The organism is Glycomyces tarimensis (assembly GCF_054776215.1).
The window spans coordinates 72,678-96,442 of sequence record NZ_BAAHCB010000017.1 but is presented as its reverse complement, the minus strand read 5'-3'; the positions used below and the strand labels follow the sequence as shown (position 1 = coordinate 96,442).

Sequence of the window (23,765 nt, the reverse complement as noted above, 5' to 3'; positions counted from 1 at the left end):
ATCGTCACCGCGACGGGCTAAGGTCTGGGAGGTAACCGCAAAGCTGAGTGCATATCGCCGAGACAGAATGAAGGTGCAAGACATGGAGCATTCGATTCCATTCTCCTCGCAGCCGGAGAGGAACGTCTTCCTTCCCTCCGCTCGCGGTAACGGAGCGAGCTCTCCGGGGCTGGACGACATGGTGTTCGACCGTCTCCTCAAAGAACGGGTGATCTTCCTCGGCTCCGAGGTGAACTCCGAGATCGCCAACCGGCTGTGCGCGCAGCTCATCCTGCTCGAAGCCGAGGACCCGGAGCGCGACATCAAGCTCTACATCAACTCGCCCGGCGGCTCGGTGTACGACGGCATGGCCATCTACGACACCATGCAGTACATCAAGAACGACGTCGCCACCGTCGCCATGGGCATGGCCGCGTCCATGGGCCAGCTGCTCCTGTGCGCCGGCACCGCCGGGAAGCGCTACGCCTTGCCCCACGCCCGCATCATGATGCACCAGCCCTCGGGCGGCATCGGCGGCACCGCATCGGACGTGGCGATCCTGGCCGAGCAGATGCTCTACACCAAGCAGATGTTCCAGGAGCGCGTCGCGCACCACACCGGGCGCAACGTCGAGGAGATCGAGATCGACTCCGACCGCGACCGCTGGTTCACCGCCTCCGAGGCGAAGGACTACGGCTTCATCGACCACGTGGTTCAGCGGGTGAGCGAACTCCCCGCCGACTCCCAGTAGGAACGAGGGGATCAACGACATGGAATTCAACGCCCACTCCGGCCCGGCCCACCAGCAGGCCCGCTACATCGTCCCGTCGTTCACGGAGAAGACGTCGTACGGGGTCAAGGAGATGAACCCGTACAACAAGATGTTCGAGGACCGGATCATCTTCCTCGGCTCACCGGTGGACGACACCTCCGCCAACGACATCATGAGCCAGCTGATCGTTCTCGAAGGCAACGACCCCGAGCGCGACATCATCATGTACATCAACTCGCCCGGCGGCTCGCTCACGGCGCTCATGGCCATCTACGACACGATGCAGTACGTGCGCCCGGACATTCAGACCGTGTGCATGGGCCAGGCCGCATCGGCCGCCGCCGTGCTGCTGGCCGCCGGCACGCCGGGCAAGCGCACCGCGCTGCCGAACTCCCGCGTGATCATCCACCAGCCGGCCACCGAGGGCACCTTCGGCCAGGCCTCTGACATGGAGATCCAGGCCCGCGAGATCATGCGCATGCGCGACCAGCTGGAGAAGGTGCTGGCCCGCCACACCGGACAGGACCTCGCCCGGGTCCGCAAGGACATCGAGCGCGACAAGATCTTCACCGCCGAGGAGGCCGTGGCCTACGGCCTGGTCGACAACGTCCTGAACTACCGCAAGAAGAACGCACTGCCCGCCGAGGCGGCCGCCTCTTAGGGCGATGCGGTATCGCCGGGGCGCGGCGGGCCGGGAGAGCCGCCGGTTCGCCGCGCCCCGCACCCGACGGATCCTCGCGTCTGGACGATCGTCTTCCCTTCGTCGCCCACTCGGGGTACCGTGGCGCTGGCGCCGAGTCGACCGCTTGCCACGGCCGCTCGCCCGCCGAACGCCTGTGCCAATGCGCGGACCGCAAACCTTGCAGTGGGTGGCGTTCCGACTGCAAATGCGAAATAATGAATCGAGACACCGGTTCGTCCAGAATCAACCGAGCATCTTAGGAGCAACTGCGATGGCGCCACGCCTGGGAGACAGTGAGATCTTGAAGTGCTCGTTCTGCTCGAAGTCCCAGCGGCAGGTCAGGAAGCTGATCGCGGGCCCGAACAACGTCTACATCTGCGATGAGTGCATCGATCTTTGCAATGAGATCATCGAGGAAGAGTTCGCCGAGGAAGCCGAAGTGGCCTGGGAGGACCTCCCCAAGCCCAAGGAGGTCGTCGAGTTCCTCGACCAGTGGGTCATCGGACAGGACTCCGCCAAACGCTCCCTCGCCGTCGCGGTCTACAACCACTACAAGCGCGTCCAGCTCGCCGAGCTCGGCTCCTCGAAGGCCGGCCCCGACCACGTCGAGCTCCAGAAGTCGAACATCCTCCTGGTCGGCCCCACCGGTTCGGGCAAGACCCACCTGGCCCAGACGCTCGCCAGAATGCTGGACGTCCCGTTCGCGATCGCCGACGCCACCGCCCTGACCGAGGCCGGCTACGTCGGCGAGGACGTCGAGAACATCCTCCTCAAGCTCATCCAGGCCGCCGACTTCGACGTCAAGCGCGCCGAGACCGGCATCATCTACATCGACGAGATCGACAAGGCCGGCCGCAAGGCCGACAACCCCTCGATCACCCGCGACGTCTCCGGTGAGGGCGTCCAGCAGGCCCTGCTCAAGATCCTGGAAGGCACGGTGGCGTCGGTGCCCCCGCAAGGCGGGCGCAAGCACCCCCACCAGGAGCACATCCAGATAGACACCACCAACATCCTGTTCATCTGCGGCGGCGCGTTCGCCGGGATCGAAGAGATCATCGAGAACCGCATCGGCAAGCGCACCGTCGGCTTCACCGCACCGCTGCGCTCGGTCGAGGACGACGCCGAGGACGCGATCGTCTCCCAGATCATGCCCGACGACCTGCTCAAGTACGGGCTCATCCCCGAGATGGTCGGGCGGCTGCCGGTGCTCACCACCGTGAACCACCTCGACAAGCCGGCGCTGCTGCGCATCCTGACCGAGCCGAAGAACGCGCTGGTCAAGCAGTACCAGCGCCTGCTCGAACTCGACGGCGTCGAACTCGAGTTCGCCGACGACGCCTTGGAGCCGATCGTCGAGTCGGCCCTGCTGCGCGGCACCGGCGCGCGGGGGCTGCGCGCGATACTCGAAGAGGTCCTTCAGCCGGTCATGTTCGAGATCCCTTCGCGCGCCGACGAGGTCGCGAAGGTTCGCATCACCGCCGACGTGGTGCGCCGCAACGTCAATCCCACGCTCGTCCCGCGCACCAAGGCCACGCCCCGCCGCACTTCCCGCCCGCGTCGAGAGAAGTCGGCCTGAACACGACGAGCGGGGCCGGGCGTCCGCCCGGCCCCGCTTCGCGTTCGCTCTCAGTCTTCCTTGCGCTCGTCGTCGCGCAGCTGCTTGTCGAGGTCCCGCAGGAAGTCCGGGTCGTCGTCGGGCGCGACCGGGCCGCGCGGACGCTTCGGTCCGCCGCCGGCGGCGCCGGGACGTCCCGGACCGCGCTGGCCGCCTTGGGGTTTGGCTCGCCCGAGCAGGAACCACATCACCGCCCCGGCGACCGGCAGCAGCACGATGATGAGCACCCACCAGCCGCGCGACAGCTTTCGGGGCGACTGCTCGCCGCCGAGGCAATCTGCCACCGCCGCGATCAGCAGCGCCAGGTGGACGAGGAAGAGGAAGATCAGCGCGCGGACCATATCCCCATCATGCCTTGTTCCGAGCAGAAGGGCCAACAGCGGCGCGGGGTGTTACTCGCTGGTAACTTCATAAGATATAGTTCAGCACGGACGCATCTACTCTGCGGAGGTTGTCGATGAACATCGTGGTTCTGGTCAAACAGGTCCCGGACTCGGGACTGGCAAGACAGTTGGACGCCGATCTGCGGGTCGACCGCAACGGCGCCAACAACGTCATGGGCGAACTCGACGAATACGCCGTCGAAGCCGCCCTCCAGCTCAAGGAGGCCCACGGCGGCGAGGTCACGGTCCTCACGCTCGGGCCCGACCAGGCGACCGAGACCGTCCGCAAGACGCTCGCGATGGGCGCCGACAAGGCGATCCACATCAGCGACGAGACCGTGGCCGGCTCCGACGCCCTGGCCACCTCCAAGATCCTGGCCGCCGCGCTCGGCCGCCTCGAATGGGATCTCGTCATCGCCGGCGCCGAGTCCACCGACTCCGGCATGGGCGTCATGCCGCACCTGATCGCCGCCCGCACCGGCGCCGCGGCCGCCACCGGCGCCCGCAAGATCGAACTCGACGGCGAAGGCGCGATCACAGTGGAGCACCAGCGCGAGAACGGCTACGACGTGCTCACCGCGTCCCTGCCCGCGGTCGTGTCGGTGTGGGACACCATCAACACGCCGCGCTACCCGTCGCTCAAGGGCATCATGGCCGCCAAACGCAAGAGCGTCGAGACGCTCACCGTCGCCGACCTCGGCATCGACCCGGGCGAGGTCGGAGCGGGAGCCGCCACCACCGAGGTGCTCAACGCCACCGACCGGCCCGAGCGCACCGCCGGCCAGATCGTCACCGATGAGGGCGAAGGCGGACGCCAGCTCGCCGCCTACCTCGCCGCCGAGAAGTTCATCTAGGAGATCGCCATGGCTGACATCCTCGTCTACGTACCCGAATCCGGCAAGCACGCCGCCGAGGTCCTGACTCTCGGACGCTCCCTGGGCGACGTCTCCGCGATCGTCTTCGACGACCGATCCGCCGCACTCGCCGGCGAATACGGCGCCGCCAAGGTCTACCGCGTCAGCGCCGAAGGCGTCGACGACTACTACGTCGACCCCAAGGCGACGGTCCTGACCGACCTCGCCCGCAAGGCCGCGCCGGCCGCGTTCCTGCTGCCGAGCACCGACGAGGGCAAGGCGCTGGCCGCCCGCGTCGCCGTCGCGCTCGACAACGGTCTGCTCACCGACATCACCGGCCTGGACGCCGAGGGCGTCGCCAAGCAGGACATCTTCGCCGGCGCGACCATCACGAGCTCGAAGATCACCAAGGGCTTCACGCTCGCGACGGTCAAGGCCGGCACCACCGACGCCGAGCCCGCCCCGGGCGAGCCGGCCGTGGAGGCCGTCGAGGCCGAGGTCGCGGAGTCCGACAAGCGCGTCCGCATCGCCGAGAGCATCGACGAGCCCGCCGGGGACCGTCCCGGCCTGGCCGATGCCGACGTGGTCGTCTCCGGCGGCCGCGGCGTGGGCTCGGCGGAGGACTTCGCGCTCATCGAGCGCGTCGCCGACGCCATGGGCGCCGCCGTCGGCGCCTCCCGCGCGGCCACCGACGCGGGGTACTACCCGCACAAGTTCCAGGTCGGGCAGACCGGCACGACGGTCAGCCCGCAGCTGTACTTCGCCGCCGGCGTCTCCGGCGCGATCCAGCACCGGGCCGGGATGCAGACCTCGAAGACCATCGTCGCGGTCAACAAGGACGCCGACGCCCCGATCTTCGGCATGGCCGATTTCGGTGTCGTGGGCGACCTGTTCGAGGTGCTGCCGCAGGTGCTCGAGGAGATCGAGAAGCGCAAGTAACCGGCTCGCTGGGGCGTCATCGGTCCGAAACGACTGTGGGTTAGGCTTCGACACAGCGTCTCGTTATGAGAAACCTACAGATGATGTTGGAGGAATCCGCAATGGCCGCCCCAGCAGCCGCGCTCCCCGCGCCCCGCGTACTCGCCGACGTGCTGCCCGGCACCTCGCGTGCCGCAGTGCTCGCCCGCGACGCCGTCCTCGTCCTCGGCGGCGCCGCCGCCGTCGGCGCCTCGGCCCAGGTCGCGATCACGATCCCGCAGATCAGTCCGGTCCCGTTCGTCCTGACGACGTTCACCGTGCTGCTCCTCGGCGCCGCCTACGGGCCGCTGCGCGCGGGTCTGACACTCGCGGTCTACCTCGCCGCCGGCGTGGCCGGCATGCCGTGGTTCACCGACGGCACCTCGGGCTGGGCCATGCCGAGCTTCGGGTACATCCCCGGCTTCCTCGTCGCCGCGGTCGTGGTCGGCTGGCTCGCCGGTCGCGGCGGCGACCGCACGGCGCCGCGCACCATCGGCCTGATGGTCCTCGGCAACGTCATCATGTACGCCTTCGGCGTCCCCTACCTCGCCGTGGCGGCGGACCTGAGCCCCCTCGCCGCGATCGAAGCCGGCATGGTCCCGTTCCTGGCCGGCGACTTCATCAAGCTCCTCGCCGCTACGGCACTCCTGCCCGGCGCCTGGTGGGCCGTCAACCGCTTCCGCAACGAGCGTTAGCGAGGCGCGGACTAAGCGGCACAGTCGCAACGAGCGTTAGCGAGGCTCGGAACAAGCGGCACTGTCGCAATGAGCGTTAGTGCGACGCGTCAGCGGGTGGCACCGCCCAACGCGGAAGGCCGAGCGACGCGATCCGGGGGCGCCTCCGAAGGTCCGGAGGCGCCCCCGGCGCGTGTCTAAGCGTCCCAGCCGATGCCGAGAGCTCCGGGCCTGGGCACCGGCTCGGCCAGCGCCACCGTCCGCCCCGGGCCGAGTTGGAGATCGCCGGTCTCGCGCTTCTCGCGCTGCAGCGACGACTGCGCGAAGCGGTAGACCCGCCTCGGGATCGCGTCGGGGGAGAAGCGGATCTGCAGTGAATAGTGGTCCACCGGGTAGCGGAACGCGTTGCCGTGCCCCGTCGATACTCCGCCGTTGCCCTGCACCACGATCTCGAACAGGTGCGTCGCGCCCTGCGGCAGCGGGTGATCGAACACGATCTCCGCCAGCGCCACCGGCGCTTCGTCGTGCCGGAGCACATTGGGCACCGTGCAGTCGCGCACCGGCTTGAACTCGATGTCGTCGATGTCGCAGCCCTTGTCGCCCCGGTACAGCAGGATGTAGCGGTCGACGTCGTCCCTTCTGGCCCGCACCAGCATCGACAGTTCGAACAGCGACTCCTCGAACTGCGAGTCGACGTGGACGATCACCTGCTGGCTGAGGATGTCGAGCGTGTGCTCCCGGGATGCCGGGACCTGGTCGCACAGCTCTCGCACCGCGTCACCGCCGAGCACCGCGTCCGGCCGCGGGAGCTGGCCTCGGATCGAACGAGGGCCCCGGGCGCGCTTCGGCCCCAGCAGGGCCCGCAGCGACCCGGCCGGCAGCTCCAGCAAATCCTCCAGGGCCGTGACCGCGGCGAGCGACTCGGCCCGCTCGGGGCGGCTTCGTCCCGACTGCCAGTACGAGAGGCTGGTGGTCGATACCGTGATGCCGCGCATGGCGAGACGGTGACGGATCCGGTCGAGGCCCAGACCGCTGGATTGGATGGCGACACGCAGGGCTGTGTGGAACGGCCCTGCGCGCAGTGCTTCGGCGAGTTCGGGCGACATCGGCACACTTCCTTTTGAAGACCCGGCCTTTGGAAGACCCAGCCTTGGTATGACCCAGCTTTCAGGGGGCGGTCAGCGCTCCGCGACCGCAAAAGGTTACGAAGATTCGTCAGATTCTATCGCGGGGCCGTGATGGCCCCTCCACCTGCGGTCTCGCCCCGGTCGGCAAATGCCGACCGCGCCGTAGACTGGAGAGGCCATGGCCTATCTCGATCACGCCGCAACCACGCCGATGCTCCCCGGGGCGCTCGACGCCTACGTGCGCACCGCCCGTGAACTCGGCAACGCCTCCTCCCTCCACGCCTCCGGACGCGCGGCCCGCCGCACCGTCGAAGAATCCCGAGAACGCATCGGCGAAGCCCTCGGCGCCAAACCCAGCGAGATCATCTTCACCGGCTCCGGCACCGAGGCCGACAATCTCGCCGTCAAGGGCCTGCACTGGGCACGCCGCACCGACGGACGCAACCGCGTCGTCACCACCGCGATCGAGCACCACGCCGTCGCCGACGCCGTCGCCTGGCTCGACGACCACGAAGGCGCCGACGTCACCGAGCTGCCCGTCGACAAGCTCGGCCGCGTCTCGGTCGACGCCCTCGCCGAACTCCTCGACGAACGCGCCGCCGAGATCACCGTCATCACCTGCATGTGGGCCAACAACGAGGTCGGCACCCTCGAGCCGATCGAGGAGATCGTCGCCCTCGCGGCCCCGCACGGCATCCCCGTCCACACCGACGCCGTCCAAGCCGTCGGCCACGCCCCCGTCGACTTCGCCGCCTCCGAAGCCGACGCCCTCGCCCTCTCCGGTCACAAGCTCGGCGGCCCGGCCGGCACCGGCGCGCTCCTGCTGCGCCGCGACACCAAATGCACGCCGCTGCTCCACGGCGGCGGCCAAGAACGCGAGATCCGCTCCGGCACCCTGGACGTGCCCGGCATCGCCGCGCTGGCCGAAGCCGTCACCCACGCCGTCCGCACCCGCGAGACCGAATCCCAACGCCTCGCCGAGCTGCGCGACGCGCTCGTCGTCGGCGTCCTCGCCGCCGTGCCCGACGCCATATACAACGGTGATCCCGAGCACCGCCTGCCCGGCAACGCCCACTTCTCGTTCCCCGGCTGCGAAGGCGACGCCCTCCTCATGCTCCTCGACGCCTCCGGTGTCGAATGCGCCACAGGCTCGGCCTGCTCGGCGGGCATCGCCCAGCCCTCCCACGTGCTCCTCGCCATGGGCGCCGGGGCGGACGACGCCCGCTCCTCCCTGCGGTTCACCCTCGGCTGGCCCACCAACAAGGACGACATCGACGCCCTGGTGACCGCCCTCCCCGAAGCCGTCGATCGCGCTCGCTCCGCCGGACTGACCTAGTTATGGTGGAGGGTGTGAAACTGCGAGTACTGGCCGCCATGAGCGGCGGAGTCGACTCGGCGGTCGCCGCCGCGCGAGCCGTCGAGGCCGGGCACGACGTCACCGGCGTCCACCTGGCGCTGTCCAAGAACCCACAGACCTACCGCACCGGCGCCCGCGGCTGCTGCACCATCGAGGACTCCCGCGACGCCCGCCGCGCCGCCGACGTCATCGGCATCCCCTTCTACGTGTGGGACATGGCCGAACGCTTCCACGACGACGTCGTCGAGGACTTCTACGCCGAATACGCCGCCGGTCGCACCCCCAACCCGTGCCTGCGCTGCAACGAGAAGATCAAGTTCGCCGCCGTCCTCGACCGCGCCATGGCCCTCGGCTTCGACGCCGTCGTCACCGGCCACTACGCCCGCAAGGGCGACGACGGCCTGCTGCGCCGCGCCGTCGACACCGGCAAGGACCAGTCCTACGTCCTCGCCGTCCTCACGCCCGAGCAGCTCGCCCACTCCATGTTCCCGCTCGGCGACACGCCCAAGGCCGAGGTCCGCATCGAGGCCGAAGAACGCGGCCTCGCCGTGGCCCGCAAGCCCGACAGCCACGACATCTGCTTCATCGCCGACGGCGACACCTCCGGGTTCCTCAAGAACCGGCTCGGCTCTGAGACGGGCGACATCGTCGACGCCGCCACCGGCGAGGTCCTCGGCAGCCACGACGGCGCCCACCAGTTCACCGTCGGCCAGCGCCACGGCCTCGGACTCAAGGTCCCGGCCGCCGACGGCAAGCCGCGCTACGTCCTGTCCATCACCCCGGTCGACAACCGCGTCGAGGTCGGCCCCCGTGAAGCACTGCGCATCGGCCGCATCCGCACCGCCGCGCCCGTATGGCTCGACGGCACCGAGCGCGCCGGCTCGTTCCCATGCGAAGTCCAGCTGCGCGCCCACGGCGAGGTCTACCCGGCCACCGTCACCGTCGAGGACGGCGGCCTGACCGCGAGCCTCGCCAAGCCCGCCTACGGCGTCGCCGCAGGCCAGGCCTTGGTCGTCTACGGCCCCGACGCCGAACTCGGTGACGCGGTGATCGCCTCCGGCACCATCGAGGCCACGCAGAGTGACGCTTCCGCGGGCGTCGGCGTGGGCGAGTCCGTCGAGGTCGCAGGTGTCTGACGCCGCACTGCCCTCCGGTGTCGCCACCGGCGTCGGCTCACTGCCCGGCACCGACATCCGTGAGGCCGTCCGCCTCGTCTTCGGCGAACTGCCCGACTGGCCCCACCTGCCCGAACTGCCCGCCCGAGGCCCCGGTGCCGACATGATCGGCCGCGGCGCCGCCCTCCTCGTGGGCATCCCCGTGCAATGGTGGGCCTCCGGCTGGCAGATCGCCGACCTGCCCGGCAGGGACGCCCGCCGTGCCGCCGATCTCCTCGAACGCGACCTCGACGCGCTCCACGACGTCGCCGACACCACCGACGGGCCGGTCCGCGTCACCGCCGTCGGCCCCTGGACCCTGGCCGCGAACCTGTGGCGGCGCGCAGGCGGCGCCATGATCGCCGACCACGGCGCCGCGGCCGACCTCACCGGCTCCCTCACCGAAGGACTGCGGAACTTCGCCGCGTCCGCGCGGGCCCGCCTGCCGAAGGCGCACCTGTCGATCCAGCTCGACGAGCCGTCGCTGCCCGCCGCGCTGGCCGGCCGCGTCCCCACCGAGTCGGGCCTCGACTGCTACCGCCACGTGCGGCCCGAGGTCGCCCGCGACCGGCTGCGCGAGGTCGTCGACGGCGTCGGCGTCCCGGTCGTCGTCCACTGCTGCGCCCCGGGCGTGCCGCTGAAGCTCCTGGCCGAGGCCGGCGTCGCGGCGGTCGCACTCGACTTGACCCTGCTCGACCTCGACGACGTGGCGGCGGTCGACGAGTTCGGTGAGTACCTCGACGCCGGCGGCCGTCTCATCGCCGGGGTCGTCCCCGCGACCGGCCCCGAGCGCCGCGACGCGGTCGAGCGGGCGGCAGAACGGATCACCGGCCTGTGGAACCGGCTCGGATTCGAGCCCGAGCGCCTCGCCGGGCAGATCAGCGTCTCCACGACCTGCGGGATGGCCTCGGCGGGCCCCGACTACGCCCGAGCGGCGATGGAGACGAGCCGCGAAGCCGCTAAGCGGCTCCGCGGCTGAGCGCCTCGGCTCACGCGAACTCGCTGTAGATCTCGACCATCTGGGACGTCAGGTCCTCGCATATCGCCGGGGCCGACGCGTCGACCGGCGCTCCGCCCAGCTTGGCCGCATACGTGACGTCGTCGACCGCGAACATGTACGTGTACCCGGACCGGCCGTCCTCGTCGAGCGCGGCGGTGAACCCCGCCATGGTCTCGCTGCCCAGAGCCGCGGTCGTGTAACCATCCCTTTCGGCCTCGGTCCGCTCGTGGACGAGCGCCTCCTCCGCCCGGCTCCAATCGGACCACTGCCTGACCTCCAGCATGAGATAGCCGGTGGCGGGCCCGAAATACCCGCAGTCGAGCGAGGCGTAGGGCGCCTCGCCCTCCGGATCGTCCGGACCGACGAACTCGCCGAACTGCGAGGCCGGGTCCGCCTCGATGCCCTCCTCGGCGGAGCCGAACAGCTCCCCGGCCCCGGACAGGTCGATCCATTCGCACGAGTCGGCGCTGAAGAACTCGGCGCCGGACCCGGAAGCGCCTCCCGGCTCCAGGAGCGAGGAGTCGAACTCGTCGCCGAGGCCCGCATACCCTTCGCATTCGCCCGGTTCGCCGAAATCGACCTGCCCGGCCCGCGCGCTGCCGAGGTTCCAGGCCAACCCCGGGCGATCGCCTCCGCCCGTCCAGCCGGAGAGCGCCAGGACGCAGTCGCGCTGCTCCCCTTCGAGTCCGCTCAGCGCCTCGGCGGCGTCGGCGGACAGCCCCGACGCGTAGGGGAGGTCGAACTGCTCGGTGCCACCGAACTGCTCCACGTTGTACCGGGCGATGAGTCCGTCGGGATTGACCGCCGCCAGACCCAGCAGCACCGCCGCGCCCGATCCGAGGATCGCCCGTGGAAGCCATGTGGCTCGCAGTTTCCAGCAGCACAACAGCACCAGCACGAACAGGACCGCCAGCCAGATCTCGACGGTGAACACCCACACGCGCATCCTGGTGAGCCCGAACGCCTCGAAGTACCGGCTCATGCGGAACATCGCCGAGGCCACCACCGCCAGCGACATGACGCCCAGCCCGCCCAGCAGGATGCGCACCGCCCATCGGTCCCCGCGCCGCCGCCGCGGCGCCTTCCACGCCGCCACCGCGATGACCGCCAAGGCCAGCACCGCGACCACGCTCAACTGCCAGAACCCGCTGCGCGCGTACTCGGCCATCGTCAGTCCCGCCGTCGCCATGACGTAGTCGTCGCCGCCGTACAGCACCCGCGCCTGCAACGCGATGAACGCGATGAACAGCAGATTCAACGCACCCAGCGGCACCGCGATCTCGAATCGCGAGGCCGCCTTCGGCTCGGGCGGGGCCTCCGGATCGAACCGCGGCTTGGCCACGGCGACGTAGACCCACAAGAGCACCGTCGGGAAGACGAACAGCGCCAGCATCGACCGCAGGACCAGCGACACCGCGTCGATCTCCGGCACCAGGCCCGTCAGGAGCGCCGCGAAACTCGAGTCGGCGGCGGCGAAGAGCCCGCCGAAGACGGCCAGCAGGCCCGCGGTGATCCCCGCGACGCGCAGGTTCCGCATCGTATTGGCGCCCTTGCTCGGCCGCCGGATACCGCCGTTCGCCCACCGGAACGCGTCCGCCAGCCCCTCCAGGTAGCCCAGGAACGCCCACATCGCGCCGGTGAACCGGCTCGGCGGCGACAGCACCAGCGGCGTGAGCAGCACGGCGGCGAGCGAGCACAGCGCCACGATCCATCCGGCGTCGCGGATCGCGGCCACCGACCACAGGCATGCGACCAGTGCCGCACCTGGCAGCCGCACCCCCAGCCACTCGCGACCGCCGGCCAGCATCGGCACGACGATCGTGCCGATGCCCGTGAGCGCCAAGCCGATCCCGACGCCCTCGGTGTGGAACGCCGCCCAGCCCGCGAACACCGCCACGGCCGCCGTCAGCAGCAGAATGAGCTGCGGCGCACCGGACTCGGGCCGGTTCCAGGCGGTGTTGGGAATGCCCGGCTCGAGTGGGGGAGGAGGGCCCACGTACACCGGCCCGCTGTACGGGTGGTGCGCGACGCGTGTCGCGACGGGACGCTGGTCGGCGTCCTCCGGCCGCGAAGCCTCGGGGGATACTTCGGGACTGCTCATGTGAAGCTTTCTCGTCGGAGGACCCAGAGGATAGCGCACAGGCGTGAATGCCGAGGTCGCCCGCATTGCGAGCGGCCACTTCAACGCCGGGTATACCGCCCACAGTGGCGCAATTCAGTCCCTCTCGACGAACCCCGTCAGTCGATGCGAACCTGTGGTTCACTGGACCGGTGGTGGCGGAAGGCGACACGGGATGGGGAGCGCTCGGCAGCCGGCTCAACTGGCTGCGCGCCGGCGTGCTCGGCGCCAACGACGGCATCGTCTCGACCGCCGGGATCGTCATCGGCGTCGCCGGCGCGACGACCGACCGCACCACGATCATGATCTCCGGCCTCGCCGGCCTGGTGGCCGGGGCGCTGTCCATGGCCGGCGGCGAGTACGCCTCGGTCTCGACCCAGCGCGACTCGGAGTCCACGCTTGTCGACGCCGAACGCAGAGTCCTGGCCGAGGATCCCGGCGCGGCGGAGACCGACCTGGCCGAGAGCCTCGAATCGCGCGGCCTGTCGGCGGCGACCGCCCGCCAGGTCGCCCGCGAGCTGTCCGAGTTCGACCCGCTGCGGGCCCACTCGCAGATCGAACTCGGTCTCGACCCCGAAGCCCTCACCAGCCCTTGGCAGGCGGCGCTGTCGTCGTTCGTCAGCTTCACCCTCGGCGCGCTGCTGCCGCTGCTGACGATCGGGCTGCTGCCGGCGGGCGTGCGCGTGTGGGGCTGCGCGTTGGCCGTGGTCGCCGCGCTGGCGCTGACCGGCTTCACCTCCGCGAGGCTCGGGCGCGCGCCCACGGCCCGGGCGACGCTGCGCGTCATGGCGGTCGGTGCCGCCACCATGGGCGTCACCTACGGCGTCGGCACCCTTTTCGGCGTCGCCACTGCCTAGGGTTTGTCGGCGAGGTGCTCGACGGGCATCGTCAGGTAGCGGTCGATGGTGGGCCCGAGGGCGTCGGCGAGCTCTTGGACCCCCAGTGAGGCGATCGGTTCGAGCTTGAGGATGTAGCGGGCGACGACGAGCCCGAAGATCTGCGAGGCGATGAAGTTCGCGCGGATGTGGACGTGGTCGACCTCGTCGCCGAGCACCTCCTCGACGGTCTTGACGATCCGGTGCTCGAACAGCTGCTTGAGGATGAACGACATCGCCGGCTTCGACAGGCTCGTGCGCACGACCGCGAGGAGCTTGTCGGAGTGCGGCCCGTCCCAGATCGTGACGAAGGCCCGCATGAGTCGCCCTCCCGCGCCCTCCACGCCGCCCGCCTTGAGGGCGGCGGCGATCTCGGGGGCCGGATCGAGCGGCAGCTCGATCGCGGCGAGGAACAGCTCGTTCTTCGATCCGAAGTAGTGGTGGATGAGCGAGGGGTCGACCCGGGCCTCGGAGGCGATGCGGCGCATGCTGACCGATTCGAAGCCCTCGGCGGCGAACAGGGCGCGGGCGGCGCTCAGGATCTCCGCCCTGGTGTCGGGCTTGCCTGACCGCCGTCCGCTTCGCTTGGCTCTGACCACGAATGGAGCCTAACCGGTCCGCCGCCGCAGGGTGGCGGCCCCGAGCACGGTTGCGACGACGACCGCACCGGCCACCACCGCGAGGTCGCCCCACATCTGGCCCGTGACGTCGGGCGAGACCTGCACTTCCCGGAGCGCCTTGACGGCGTAGGTGAGCGGCAAAGCGTCGGAGACGCCCTGCAGCCATCCGGCCATCTGCTCGCGCGGCCAGATCAGTCCGCACAGGAACAGCTGGGGCACCACGAGCAGCGGGATGAACTGGACCGCCTGGAACTCGTTGGCGGCGAAGGCGGAGACGAACAGTCCCAGCGCCATGCCGAACAGCGAGGTGACGACCGCGATGAACAGGACCGTCCACCCCGAGCCGGCGGTCTCCAGTCCGAGGAACCAGTAGGCCACGGCCGCGGCGACCGACGCTTGAGCGGTGGCGGCGACGCCGAAGGCGATGGCGTAGCCGACGACCAGGTCCATCTTGGCCGTCGGCGTGGTCATGAGCCGTTCCAAGGTGCCGCCGGTGCGCTCGCGCAGCAGGGTGATGCAGGTGACCAGGAACATCATGAAGAACGGGAACGCCGCCAGCAGAATGAGCCCGACCGTGTTGAACACCTGGGGAGCCTCGTCCATGATGGCGCTGATGAGCGCGATGATCAGCGTCGGTCCCGCGAGGATGAGCACGATCGTGCGGCGGTCGTTGAGCAGCTGCCGGAGGATGCGTCCGGCGGTGATGAAGGTGATGCGCAGCGACATGTCAGCCGGCCCTCTCCATGTCGTGGATGAGCTGTAGGAACGCAGATTCGAGATTCGCGGTGCCGGTCGCCGCGCGCAGGGCGGCGGGCGTGTCGTCGGCGATGAAGCGGCCCTCGCGCAGCAGCAGGAGCCGGTCGCAGCGGTCGGCCTCGTCCATGACGTGGCTGGAGACCAGGAGGGTCTTTCCGGCGGCGGCCAGGGCGCCGAAGCGGCTCCAGAGCTCTTCGCGGATGACGGGGTCGAGCCCGACGGTGGGCTCGTCGAGGACCAGCACGTCGGGTTCGCACACCAGCGCGCAGGCCAGTGAGGTGCGGGTCTTCTGGCCGCCGGAGAGATCGGCGGCCAGCTGACTCGCGTAGTCGTACATGCCGACGGCGTCGACGGCGTCCATGGCCTGCCTCTTGGAGCGCCCGTAGAGGGCCGCGAAGTACGCCACGTTGGACTTGACGCTGAGGTCGGGGTAGATCGAGGCGTCCTGAGTGACGTAGGCGACTCGCCTGCGCAGACGCGTCGAGCCGGCGGGTTCACCGAGGACGGTGACTTCGCCGGACTTGACCTTCTGGGTGCCCACGACGGCGCGGATGAAGGTGGTCTTGCCCGAGCCCGAGGGGCCGAGCAGTCCGGTGACCGAGCCGGCCGGGATGGAGGTGGAGACGTCGAGCAGCACGGTGCGGTGACCGCGCTCGACGACCAGGTTGTCGACGGTGATGGCGGGGTTGTCGGGTGGCATCGGAGCCTCCAATAATTCAATGATCGATGAATTCACCGTAGCACGCTAATTCAACGACCTTTGAATTATTCTAGGCCCGCAAAGCCGCGTCCCCGTTCCGACGCACGAACAAGATCCGACCGCGCGAAGTGCGAATCTGCGACTCGCAAGCCCGCCGTGGGGGACGGTACGTCGCGCGGCCGGATCTCGGTGGTGCCGGCCTGAGCCGGCGATCGGGAGGTGTCCGGCTTGCGTTGGTCGGGGACTAGAGCACGCCCTGCTCCCACGGGCCCCAGATGGCGATCGTGCGGCCCGGCTCGATATCCGGGTCGGTCGGCTCGCCGCGGGTCGCGCCCTGGATGTTCACGAACAGGACCTTCCCGTCGGGGGAGAACGTCGCGCCGCACCACTCGCGGCTGCCCTCGTGGTAGACGAACGGGAAGATCTCGCCCTCGCGGGTCAGCCCGCGCACGGCCGGGAGGTCACGGCTGGTGTCTTCGCACAGCAGCAGGTTGCCGTTGGGGGAGACGGTGATGTTGTCGGGGTAGGACAGCAGCTCCGCGTTGGGGGACTCGAACACCAGGCGCAGGCGCCCGCCGCTGCGCCCGTTGGGGAGGTACTCCCAGATCTGGCCCTCGCCCTCGTCGCCGCCGGAGGTCGAGGCGATGTAGACCGCGCCGTTGCCCCACCAGGCGCCCTCAAGCCGCCCGAAGACCGCCCCGCCCTTCGCCCAGCCCTGGTTGAACACCGCGAGGGCGTTCTCCTCGGCGTCGGTCGGGTCGGGGTCGTCGATGTCGACCCACTCGACCGGGATCGACCGCTTCGTCTTCTGGCCGGTGCGCGTGTCGAAGTTCCACTCGTCCTTGACCTTGAGCATCTGCAGCCGGCCGCCGTCGGCGAGCTTGCCGGGCGTGTTCGGCAAGAACCGGTAGAACCCGGCGGTGCCCTGGTCCTCGGTCTCGTACACGATCCCGGTGTTCGGGTCGACCGCGACCGCCTCGTGCACGAACCGGCCCATCTCCTTCAGCGGCACCGGGTCCACCTCCTGGGGCGCGTCCGGAGGCACCTCGAAGACGTACCCGTGCTCGGCGCCCCAGCCCGCGGCGGTCCCGGCCGTGGTCTCCTCGCACGACAGCCATGTGCCCCACGGGGTCGGGCCGCCCGCGCAGTTCACGATCGTGCCCGACAGCGACTGCCAGGCCTTCTCGAACACCGGTGCGTCCTGCTCCCAGCGGACCCACATCGTCGTCGTGCCCCCGCCGCCGAGCGGGTCGTAGCGGTGCTCCCGGCGCCCCGCGGGCACCACCGCGTCGGGCTCGGTGCGCTCCTCGTGGTTGCGGACGATGCGCCACACGTTCGGGTCGCCGGTGGCGAAGCACGCCATCGCGTCGTGGCCCAGCGGCACCACGTTCCCGTCGGGCATGAGGCTGCCGGCCGTCGAGAACACCTTGAAGTCGAAGCCCTCCGGCAGCCAAAGGGCCTGCTCGAAGCCCGAATCGGGGTCGGTGCGGGTCAGCTCGCGCAGCTCGCCGTAGCCGCCGTTGTTCGCCGCGGTCTTGTCCTTGCGGCCGTCCTTGGCGGAGGCGGCCCGGATGGTCATGCCCTCCATCGCCGCGACGGCGAAGAGCCCGCCGCCGGCCGCGGTCGCACCCCGGCGCAGGAACGCGCGGCGATTGGAACCCTCGTTCTGCGTGGCGTCGGAAGTCTGAGTAACCAAAGCGTGCTCCTTCTTCGAGGCCTGGGCGTCACTGTCAGCACAGATGTTTCCGACCGCAGAAGAGAACGAGGAAAGCAGAATGTGAACAGCAGTTGACCAACCGCATAAGCCTTCATCACTCCCGAAACGTCGGACCGAGCTGCCACAATAGGTCCCGTGAGCACCGAAGACATCGATTTCGACACAGCCCGCGAGCGCCACGAGCAACTGGCGGCCGAGATCACCGAGCACCGACGCCGCTACTACGTGGACAACGAGCCGACGGTCTCCGACGCCCAGTTCGACGAGCTCATGCACGAGCTGGTCGACATCGAGACCAGGTACCCGGAGCTGAAGAGCGCCGACTCGCCCACCGAGCAGGTCGGCACCTTCTCCGAGGCGTTCACTCCGGTGACACACCTGGAGAAGATGCTCAGCCTCCAGGACGTCTTCAGTGAGGACGAGGTCCGCCTCTGGGCCGAACGCGTCTCCGAGGAGGCGGCCGACGCCCAGTACCTGTGCGAACTCAAGATCGACGGCCTCGCCGTCGACCTCGTCTACGAGCACGGGCGCCTCGCCCGCGCCGCCACCCGCGGCGACGGCGTCACCGGCGAGGACGTCTCCGCGAACGTGGCCACCATCGCCGCCATCCCGCAGCGCCTCAAGGCCGCCGAAGGCTTCGACGTGCCCGAGCTGCTGGAGGTCCGCGGCGAGGTCTACTTCCCCACGGCCGACTTCGACCGCCTCAACGAGACCCAGGTCGAGGCCGGCAAGGCGCCCTTCGCCAACCCGCGCAACGCCGCCGCCGGCTCACTGCGGCAGAAGGACCCGGCCAAGACAGCCGAGCGGCCCCTCAGCTTCATCTCCCACGGCCTCGGCGCCCTGCGAGGCTTCGAACCGCGGTCCCAATCCCACTCCTACGCCGCCCTCGACGCCTGGGGTCTGCCCACGAGCCCCTACTGGCGCGTCGTGGACACCATGGAGGGGGTCTTCGACTACATCCACGAGTTCGGCGGCCGGCGCCACGAACTGGTCCACGAGATCGACGGCATCGTCGTCAAGCTCGACGACATCGACTCCCAGCACCGACTCGGCGCCACCTCCCGCACGCCCCGCTGGGCCGTCGCCTTCAAGTTCCCGCCCGAGGAGGTCAACACCAGGCTCCTCGACATCAAGGTCTCCATCGGACGCACCGGACGCGCCACCCCCTACGCGGTCCTCGATCCGGTCCGCGTGGCCGGCTCCGAGGTCGAGTTCGCCACCCTCCACAACGCCGACCAGATCAAGGCCAAGGGCGTCAAGATCGGCGACACCGTCGTCGTCCGCAAGGCCGGCGACGTCATCCCCGAGGTCGTCGCCCCGGTGGAGGCCGCCCGCGACGGTTCCGAGACCGACTTCGTCATGCCCGAGGTCTGCCCCGAATGCGGCTCGACGCTCGCGCCGGCCGCCGAAGGCGACATCGACCTGCGCTGCCCCAACGCCCGCTCCTGCCCCGGGCAGCTGCGCGAACGCCTCGCCTACCTGTCGGGGCGCTCCTGCTTCGACATCGACCGCATGGGATACATCGCGTGCGCCGCGCTCGTCCAGCCCCTCGAACCGGCCGAGCCGGTCCTGACCGACGAGAGCGGCGTCTTCGACCTCACCATGGACCGGCTCCTGCCGATCAAGGTGGTCGTCCGCGACCCCGACTCCGGGCTCCCCAAACCCGACCCGAAGACCGGCGAGGACAAGGTCGTCACCTACTTCGCCACCAAGGACGGCGAACCGAAGAAGACCGCCGTGCAGATGCTCGAGAACCTCGAGAAGGCCAAGGCCCAGCCGCTGTGGCGCGTCGTCAACGCCTTGTCGATCCGCCATGTCGGTCCCGTCGCCGCCCAGGCGCTCGCCGAGCACTTCGGCGATCTCGACCGCGTCATCGAGGCCGACGAGGCCGAACTGGCCGACATCGACGGCGTCGGCCCCACCATCGCCAAGGCCGTCAAGGACTGGTTCGCCGTCGATTGGCACCGCGGGATCGTCGAGCGCTGGCGGGCCGCGGGGGTGCGGATGCGCGACGAGCAGCCGGACCCGTCCGAGCGGCCCGCCCCGACGCTGGAGGGCGCCTCGGTGGTCATCACCGGTTCGATCGCCGGCTACACCCGCGAGGGCGCGGCGGCGGCCGTCAAGGCCCGCGGCGGGAAGGTCACTTCGTCGGTCTCCAAGAAGACCAGCGCGGTCGTCGCCGGCGACAAGCCCGGCTCGAAGTACGACAAGGCCGTCTCGCTCGGCGTGCGGATCGTCCCGGGCGAGCGGTTCGAAGGATTCCTCGCCGAAGGACTCGGCGAAGGTGTCGAGTCCGAAGCCGAATGATCACAAATCGATAACGATCCGTATTCGGATGCGGGGGTCGGTTCGTTAGAACAGGGCAGAGTCATTGCGTGGAACCGCCTCATGCCGCTACAACGGGTCATTTCGACTCGCCCGAGGCGGCCGGCAGGCGTGTGCCCGCGCCCGGCGACACGAGCGGTAAAGAGGGGATAACGGTTTCTGTAATGGGCATGTCGCACCTGGTCACAACTGTGCCGGATGCTTCGCCAGCATTGTCTGGAAGCGAAATTCGCGATATGACAGATGAGTCGGTCACGACTGATCAGCGGTGATTCTGGCGCGTCACCCTGACGGCCGTGGCAGTGGGAGGAGCGATATGGCCACGACGCTCATGCGCAACACTGCGCCTCGAGAGCATCCGGGCCGGTTTTACGGCTTCATGGCCGCGGTCGCGGCGTGCACTGTCGTCGGTGCCGCCGCCGTGACCGCCTTCGGGGGCATGCCCGAGGGCGGCTGGCTCAATGTGCCCTTCGCCTTCTGGCTGACCGCGGGCCTGGCGTTCATCGCCGAGTTCCGCCCCAATCGCTGGGGCGGCATCTGGATGTCGCCGATCGCCTCCATCTATCTCGTCTACGTCCTGGCGACCATGGTCACATGGGGTTTCCTGCCGGCGCTGATCGTCCAATCGGGCTCGATCGCGCTGCTGTCCGCGCAGATCAAGTCCTCGGCCTGGCGCATGATCTTCAACGTCTCGCAGCAGGGCGCTGCGCTGTGCGTCGCCTGGCTGGTGTGGAACACGCTCTCCGGCGGGGCCGTCTGGAGCGGCACCGGGACGCAGCTGCTCGCCATCTTCGCGGCCGGGACCTTCTGGACGGTGACCAGCATCAGCCTGGTGGCGCTGCGAACGCAGCTGCGCATGGGCGGCACCTGGCGCGAGTACGCCGGGCAGTGGTTCAAGAGCGAGTGGGCGCTGCGCGCCACGCAGGTCGCGATCGCCCCGATCCTGGCCACCGCCGCCATGTCCTCCTGGTGGCTCGTGGCCGCCTCGGCCATCCCGATCTTCAGCGTCTACCGCATCCTCCAGACGGCCGCGGCGCGCGAGAAGGAGGCCGAGCGCGACCCTCTGACGGGCCTGCTCAACCGCAAGGGCTTCGAACAGGCCGTCGAGGCCAAGGTCGTCGACGCGAGAGAGACGGACACCGCCGTGACCGTCATGATCCTCGACCTCGACCGCTTCGCCGACATCAACTCGGCGCTCGGACACGACGTCGGTGACCAGGTCCTGCTCGAGCTCGCCGAACGCTTCCTGGCGGATAAGCCTCCCGGCAAGCGGATCGCGCGGCTCGGCGGCGACGAGTTCGGCTTCGTGTGGAGCGAGCTCGACGGCATGAGCGACCCGCTCGAATGCGCCCGCGAGATCCGCGCCAGGCTCGACCGGGCGATCGTCATCAACGACGTCTCCATCGAGATCGACGGCTCGGTCGGCATCGCCGTCTTCCCCGACGACGGCGCCGACTTCCAGACCCTGTTCCGCCACGCCGACATCGCCATGTCCGAGTCAAAGCACCGGGCCGCGAGCTTCACGCGCTATGCCCCCGAATTCGACCACCACTCGCCCGAGCGGCTCAAGCTCCTCGGCGATCTGCGCCGAGCGCTCGACCACCCCGACGCGCCGGGTGTCAACCTCTACTACCAGCCGCAGGTGGCCCTGTCGACCGGCGAGGTGATCGGCGCGGAGGCGCTGCTGCGCTACCACCACCCCGAACGGGGCATGGTCAACCCCGCCGAGATCATCGCGACCGCCGAGCACTCCTCGGTGATGCGGATGCTCACCGAACGGGTCGTCGACATCGCGTTGCACCAGCTGCGGTGCTGGAACGACGCCGGCTACCGGCTGCGGATGGCCGTGAACGTGAGCGTTCGCGACCTCCAGTCCCCGGAGTTCACCGACTACGTGACCGAGCGGATGGGCGCCTACGGCGTCGATCCGTCCCGTCTCCAGCTCGAGATCACCGAAAGCGCCCTCATGGCCGACCCCAGACGCGTGGTCGACAACGTCCAGCGGCTCTCCGACCTGGGTCTGGGCATCAGCCTCGACGACTTCGGGACCGGTTTCTCGTCCATGCAGCACCTGCGGCGCCTGCCAGTCACGGAGATCAAGATCGACAAGATGTTCGTCACCAGCCTGGTCGATGACTGCGACAACGCCGCGATCGTCTCCTCCACGATCGACCTGGGCCGCGCGCTCGACGTCGCCGTCGTCGCCGAAGGCGTCGAGGACGAGAAGGTCCGCGAACAACTCGAAGACTGGGGCTGCCACGCCGCCCAGGGCTGGCACTTCGCCAAGCCGATGAGCGCCGACGACTTCGACCGCTGGCTCGTCCAGCACCGGCCCGGGCGCTGAGGCATGCCCTGGGCCGCCGAGGAATCGGAATTCCGCCTGTTCGAAGCCCCGACAACAACGCGGAGAGCGCTCGGATCGTCGTACCCGTGTGGAATCGTAGTGCCATGAACGACGTGCTCAATGCCTTCGAGCCGCACCGCCGCGAGCTGTGCGCCTACGCCTACAGGATGCTCGGCTCCTCGTTCGAGGCCGAGGACGCCGTCCAGGAGACGTTCACGCGAGCCTGGAACTCCTACGACAAGTTCGAGGGCCGCTCCAGCCTGCGCTCGTGGCTGTACAAGATCGCCACCAACGTGTGCCTGGACATGCTCAAGGGCCCGCAGCGGCGCGCCCGCCCCATGGAGCTCGCACCCGCCTCCGATGCCGGCACGCCCCTGCCCGCACCGGAACCGGACTACGTGTGGATCGAGCCGATCCCCGACTCCATGGCCTTCGGCGCCGACCCCGCCGAGTACGCCGCCGCGAAGGACTCCCTGCGCCTGGCGTTCGTCGCCGCCGTCCAGCACCTGCCCGCGAAGCAGCGCGCCGTGATGCTCATGCGCGAGGTCCTGCGGTTCTCCGCGGCCGAGACCGCCGATGCCCTCCAGCTCAGCCCCGCCTCGGTCAACAGCGCCCTCCAACGTGCCCGCGCCACCATGGAGCAGCTCCAGCCCTCGCCGACCGACGACTACGCGATCGACGACGCCGAGGTCAAACGCCTCGTCGACGACTACGTGAGGGCGTTCGAGGCCTACGACATGCAGGCCCTCACCTCGCTGCTCCACCAGGACGTGGCCCTGTCCATGCCGCCGTTCCCGCTGTGGGTCCAAGGCCCCGACTCGGTCGCCGAGTTCATGCTCGGCACCGGCAGCGCCTGCCGCGATTCCCGGCTCGTCCCGCTCGCCGCCAACGGCCTGCCCGCGTTCGGGCACTACAAGCCCTCCGGCGAGCCGGGCGTATGGGACCCGTGGTCGATCACCGTCCTGGAGATCGAGGGCGACCGCATCACCGGCCTGAACTACTTCCTCGACACCACCCGCCTGTTCCCGCTGTTCGGCCTGCCCGCCGAACTGCGTGAAGGCGAGCTGCTGTAACACGCAGCGGCCGCCCCGAGCGAGGCGGCCGTCCGTCCTGGGGTTCGTGCGCGTGTCCTACGCGGCGCCGGGGTAGTCCATCCAGAACGGCTCCCACTGGTGGCCGTCCGGGTCCAAGAACGTGCGCCCGTGCATGCCCACCTCCGCCTCCTGCGCCCGCTTCTCCTCGTTGACCTCCTCGGTCCCGCCGGCCTTGACGGCGGCCTCGGTCAGATCGTCCACCGCCGCGGCGCTGTCCAGCGACAGCGCGTACGCGGCCCCCGTCGCCCCGGTCGTCTCGGCGATCGGCCGCTTCGTGAACGTCTTGAAGAACTCCCTGGTGAGCAGCATCAGACAGATGTTGTCGTCGATGACGACGCAGGCGGCATTCGCGTCGGTGAAGTCCTGATTGATCGACCATCCCAACGACTCGTAGAACTCCATGGAACGGTCCAGGTCCGAGACGGGGACGTTCACGAAGATCATCTTGCTGCCCATGGCCGGGCTCCTTTCGGCATGCGGTCGCTTCACCAGTACCGACGAGACCCGTTCCGCGGATTCATCGTTCGCGCGGCGACGTTCGCCACCCGACCGCCCGTCGACCGCTCACCGACCGCTCATCGCAGGCCCATCGCAAGAACCGCACGTCCAGCGACGCGCGTCACACCACTACTTCTCAACGCGCCGACGCGGTCCTAAGTTC

21 protein-coding genes are annotated in these 23,765 nt (G+C 69.5%); 13 read left to right on the top strand and 8 right to left on the bottom strand.

All coding sequences use genetic code 11. The features are described 5' to 3' along the window. Positions 1 to 82 precede the first annotated feature (82 nt). The 3 genes from ACYVK3_RS13555 to clpX all read left to right on the top strand — a co-directional run bounded on the left by ACYVK3_RS13555 (position 83) and on the right by clpX (position 3,009). Entirely contained in the window at positions 83 to 730 is a 648-nt protein-coding gene (locus ACYVK3_RS13555) for a ClpP family protease (protein ID WP_460497856.1), read from the top strand. Positions 731 to 749: 19 nt separating this feature from the next. Then, a complete protein-coding gene (locus tag ACYVK3_RS13550) occupies positions 750 to 1,412 on the top strand; it encodes an ATP-dependent Clp protease proteolytic subunit (RefSeq protein ID WP_460497855.1) in 663 nt (220 codons plus the stop codon). A gap of 292 nt (positions 1,413 to 1,704) precedes the next feature. Further along, positions 1,705 to 3,009, top strand: a complete 1,305-nt coding sequence (gene clpX, locus ACYVK3_RS13545; protein ID WP_460497854.1) for an ATP-dependent Clp protease ATP-binding subunit ClpX — start codon at positions 1,705 to 1,707, stop codon at positions 3,007 to 3,009. Positions 3,010 to 3,059: 50 nt separating this feature from the next. Here the strand turns inward: clpX and ACYVK3_RS13540 are convergent, their stop codons facing one another. Continuing rightward, positions 3,060 to 3,389 carry a PLD nuclease N-terminal domain-containing protein gene (locus ACYVK3_RS13540; protein WP_460497853.1) on the bottom strand — a complete coding sequence of 110 codons (330 nt, stop codon included), beginning with the start codon at positions 3,387 to 3,389 and terminating at the stop codon, positions 3,060 to 3,062. Between the two features lie 116 nt (positions 3,390 to 3,505). On the opposite strand from ACYVK3_RS13540, the gene ACYVK3_RS13535 reads away from it, so the two are divergent. The 3 genes from ACYVK3_RS13535 (at position 3,506) to ACYVK3_RS13525 (ending at position 5,937) form a co-directional block, all read left to right on the top strand. After that, entirely contained in the window at positions 3,506 to 4,285 is a 780-nt protein-coding gene (locus tag ACYVK3_RS13535) for an electron transfer flavoprotein subunit beta/FixA family protein (RefSeq protein WP_460497852.1), read from the top strand. 9 nt (positions 4,286 to 4,294) lie between these two features. Next, complete coding sequence (locus ACYVK3_RS13530; RefSeq protein WP_460497851.1) at positions 4,295 to 5,224, top strand: electron transfer flavoprotein subunit alpha/FixB family protein; 930 nt, start codon at positions 4,295 to 4,297, stop codon at positions 5,222 to 5,224. Between the two features lie 101 nt (positions 5,225 to 5,325). After that, positions 5,326 to 5,937, top strand: a complete 612-nt coding sequence (locus tag ACYVK3_RS13525) for a biotin transporter BioY (RefSeq protein WP_460497850.1) — start codon at positions 5,326 to 5,328, stop codon at positions 5,935 to 5,937. A gap of 176 nt (positions 5,938 to 6,113) precedes the next feature. Here ACYVK3_RS13525 and ACYVK3_RS13520 read toward each other — a convergent pair whose 3' ends face one another. Continuing rightward, positions 6,114 to 7,022 (bottom strand): hypothetical protein, encoded by a 909-nt coding sequence (locus ACYVK3_RS13520; protein ID WP_460497849.1) that lies wholly within the window; start codon positions 7,020 to 7,022, stop codon positions 6,114 to 6,116. A 199-nt stretch (positions 7,023 to 7,221) separates the two neighbouring features. Between ACYVK3_RS13520 and ACYVK3_RS13515 the strand changes: the two genes are divergently transcribed. Genes ACYVK3_RS13515 through ACYVK3_RS13505 form a run of 3 tightly spaced genes read left to right on the top strand, consistent with a single transcriptional unit; the run spans position 7,222 to position 10,533 of the window. After that, positions 7,222 to 8,379: a cysteine desulfurase family protein gene (locus tag ACYVK3_RS13515; protein WP_460497848.1), complete on the top strand. Its 1,158-nt coding sequence runs from the start codon at positions 7,222 to 7,224 to the stop codon at positions 8,377 to 8,379. Positions 8,380 to 8,399: 20 nt separating this feature from the next. Beyond that, positions 8,400 to 9,536: a tRNA 2-thiouridine(34) synthase MnmA gene (mnmA, locus tag ACYVK3_RS13510; protein ID WP_460497869.1), complete on the top strand. Its 1,137-nt coding sequence runs from the start codon at positions 8,400 to 8,402 to the stop codon at positions 9,534 to 9,536. Beyond that, the gene (locus tag ACYVK3_RS13505; RefSeq protein ID WP_460497847.1) at positions 9,529 to 10,533 is read left to right on the top strand and encodes a uroporphyrinogen decarboxylase/cobalamine-independent methonine synthase family protein; all 1,005 of its coding nucleotides are present in this window, start codon (positions 9,529 to 9,531) and stop codon (positions 10,531 to 10,533) included. Before mnmA ends, ACYVK3_RS13505 begins: the two co-directional genes overlap by 8 nt. A 10-nt stretch (positions 10,534 to 10,543) precedes the next feature. Here ACYVK3_RS13505 and ACYVK3_RS13500 read toward each other — a convergent pair whose 3' ends face one another. Beyond that, positions 10,544 to 12,655, bottom strand: coding sequence for a DUF4153 domain-containing protein (locus ACYVK3_RS13500; RefSeq protein ID WP_460497846.1), 2,112 nt, complete (start codon positions 12,653 to 12,655; stop codon positions 10,544 to 10,546). Positions 12,656 to 12,825: 170 nt separating this feature from the next. On the opposite strand from ACYVK3_RS13500, the gene ACYVK3_RS13495 reads away from it, so the two are divergent. Further along, a complete protein-coding gene (locus tag ACYVK3_RS13495; RefSeq protein ID WP_460497845.1) occupies positions 12,826 to 13,530 on the top strand; it encodes a VIT1/CCC1 transporter family protein in 705 nt (234 codons plus the stop codon). Here ACYVK3_RS13495 and ACYVK3_RS13490 read toward each other — a convergent pair. The 4 genes from ACYVK3_RS13490 to ACYVK3_RS13475 all read right to left on the bottom strand — a co-directional run bounded on the left by ACYVK3_RS13490 (position 13,527) and on the right by ACYVK3_RS13475 (position 17,320). Continuing rightward, positions 13,527 to 14,147 carry a TetR/AcrR family transcriptional regulator gene (locus ACYVK3_RS13490; RefSeq protein ID WP_460497844.1) on the bottom strand — a complete coding sequence of 207 codons (621 nt, stop codon included), beginning with the start codon at positions 14,145 to 14,147 and terminating at the stop codon, positions 13,527 to 13,529. The genes ACYVK3_RS13495 and ACYVK3_RS13490 overlap by 4 nt on opposite strands. Before the next feature lie 9 nt (positions 14,148 to 14,156). Beyond that, complete coding sequence (locus ACYVK3_RS13485; protein WP_460497843.1) at positions 14,157 to 14,894, bottom strand: ABC transporter permease; 738 nt, start codon at positions 14,892 to 14,894, stop codon at positions 14,157 to 14,159. Between the two features lies 1 nt (position 14,895). Then, positions 14,896 to 15,624 carry an ABC transporter ATP-binding protein gene (locus ACYVK3_RS13480; protein ID WP_460497842.1) on the bottom strand — a complete coding sequence of 243 codons (729 nt, stop codon included), beginning with the start codon at positions 15,622 to 15,624 and terminating at the stop codon, positions 14,896 to 14,898. 244 nt (positions 15,625 to 15,868) lie between these two features. Beyond that, positions 15,869 to 17,320: a PhoX family protein gene (locus tag ACYVK3_RS13475; protein ID WP_460497841.1), complete on the bottom strand. Its 1,452-nt coding sequence runs from the start codon at positions 17,318 to 17,320 to the stop codon at positions 15,869 to 15,871. A 156-nt stretch (positions 17,321 to 17,476) separates the two neighbouring features. Here ACYVK3_RS13475 and ligA point away from each other — a divergent pair, with 156 nt between their 5' ends. The 3 genes from ligA (at position 17,477) to ACYVK3_RS13460 (ending at position 23,083) form a co-directional block, all read left to right on the top strand. Continuing rightward, complete coding sequence (gene ligA, locus ACYVK3_RS13470; RefSeq protein WP_460497840.1) at positions 17,477 to 19,648, top strand: NAD-dependent DNA ligase LigA; 2,172 nt, start codon at positions 17,477 to 17,479, stop codon at positions 19,646 to 19,648. A 334-nt stretch (positions 19,649 to 19,982) separates the two neighbouring features. Beyond that, positions 19,983 to 22,010 (top strand): putative bifunctional diguanylate cyclase/phosphodiesterase, encoded by a 2,028-nt coding sequence (locus tag ACYVK3_RS13465; protein WP_460497839.1) that lies wholly within the window; start codon positions 19,983 to 19,985, stop codon positions 22,008 to 22,010. A gap of 104 nt (positions 22,011 to 22,114) precedes the next feature. Beyond that, on the top strand, positions 22,115 to 23,083 hold the full coding sequence (locus tag ACYVK3_RS13460) for a sigma-70 family RNA polymerase sigma factor (protein WP_460497838.1): 969 nt from the start codon (positions 22,115 to 22,117) through the stop codon (positions 23,081 to 23,083). Between the two features lie 57 nt (positions 23,084 to 23,140). Here ACYVK3_RS13460 and ACYVK3_RS13455 read toward each other — a convergent pair whose 3' ends face one another. Next, entirely contained in the window at positions 23,141 to 23,560 is a 420-nt protein-coding gene (locus tag ACYVK3_RS13455) for a VOC family protein (RefSeq protein ID WP_460497837.1), read from the bottom strand. Positions 23,561 to 23,765: the final 205 nt, after the last annotated feature.

Coding starts and splice junctions, on each gene's coding strand:
- ACYVK3_RS13555 (WP_460497856.1), top strand. CDS start 83: ATGGAGCATTCGATTCCATTCTCCTCGCAGCCGGAGAGGAACGTCTTC.
- ACYVK3_RS13550 (WP_460497855.1), top strand. CDS start 750: ATGGAATTCAACGCCCACTCCGGCCCGGCCCACCAGCAGGCCCGCTAC.
- clpX (WP_460497854.1), top strand. CDS start 1,705: ATGGCGCCACGCCTGGGAGACAGTGAGATCTTGAAGTGCTCGTTCTGC.
- ACYVK3_RS13540 (WP_460497853.1), bottom strand. CDS start 3,389: ATGGTCCGCGCGCTGATCTTCCTCTTCCTCGTCCACCTGGCGCTGCTG.
- ACYVK3_RS13535 (WP_460497852.1), top strand. CDS start 3,506: ATGAACATCGTGGTTCTGGTCAAACAGGTCCCGGACTCGGGACTGGCA.
- ACYVK3_RS13530 (WP_460497851.1), top strand. CDS start 4,295: ATGGCTGACATCCTCGTCTACGTACCCGAATCCGGCAAGCACGCCGCC.
- ACYVK3_RS13525 (WP_460497850.1), top strand. CDS start 5,326: ATGGCCGCCCCAGCAGCCGCGCTCCCCGCGCCCCGCGTACTCGCCGAC.
- ACYVK3_RS13520 (WP_460497849.1), bottom strand. CDS start 7,022: ATGTCGCCCGAACTCGCCGAAGCACTGCGCGCAGGGCCGTTCCACACA.
- ACYVK3_RS13515 (WP_460497848.1), top strand. CDS start 7,222: ATGGCCTATCTCGATCACGCCGCAACCACGCCGATGCTCCCCGGGGCG.
- ACYVK3_RS13500 (WP_460497846.1), bottom strand. CDS start 12,655: ATGAGCAGTCCCGAAGTATCCCCCGAGGCTTCGCGGCCGGAGGACGCC.
- ACYVK3_RS13485 (WP_460497843.1), bottom strand. CDS start 14,894: ATGTCGCTGCGCATCACCTTCATCACCGCCGGACGCATCCTCCGGCAG.
- ACYVK3_RS13480 (WP_460497842.1), bottom strand. CDS start 15,624: ATGCCACCCGACAACCCCGCCATCACCGTCGACAACCTGGTCGTCGAG.
- ACYVK3_RS13465 (WP_460497839.1), top strand. CDS start 19,983: ATGGCCACGACGCTCATGCGCAACACTGCGCCTCGAGAGCATCCGGGC.
- ACYVK3_RS13460 (WP_460497838.1), top strand. CDS start 22,115: ATGAACGACGTGCTCAATGCCTTCGAGCCGCACCGCCGCGAGCTGTGC.
- ACYVK3_RS13455 (WP_460497837.1), bottom strand. CDS start 23,560: ATGGGCAGCAAGATGATCTTCGTGAACGTCCCCGTCTCGGACCTGGAC.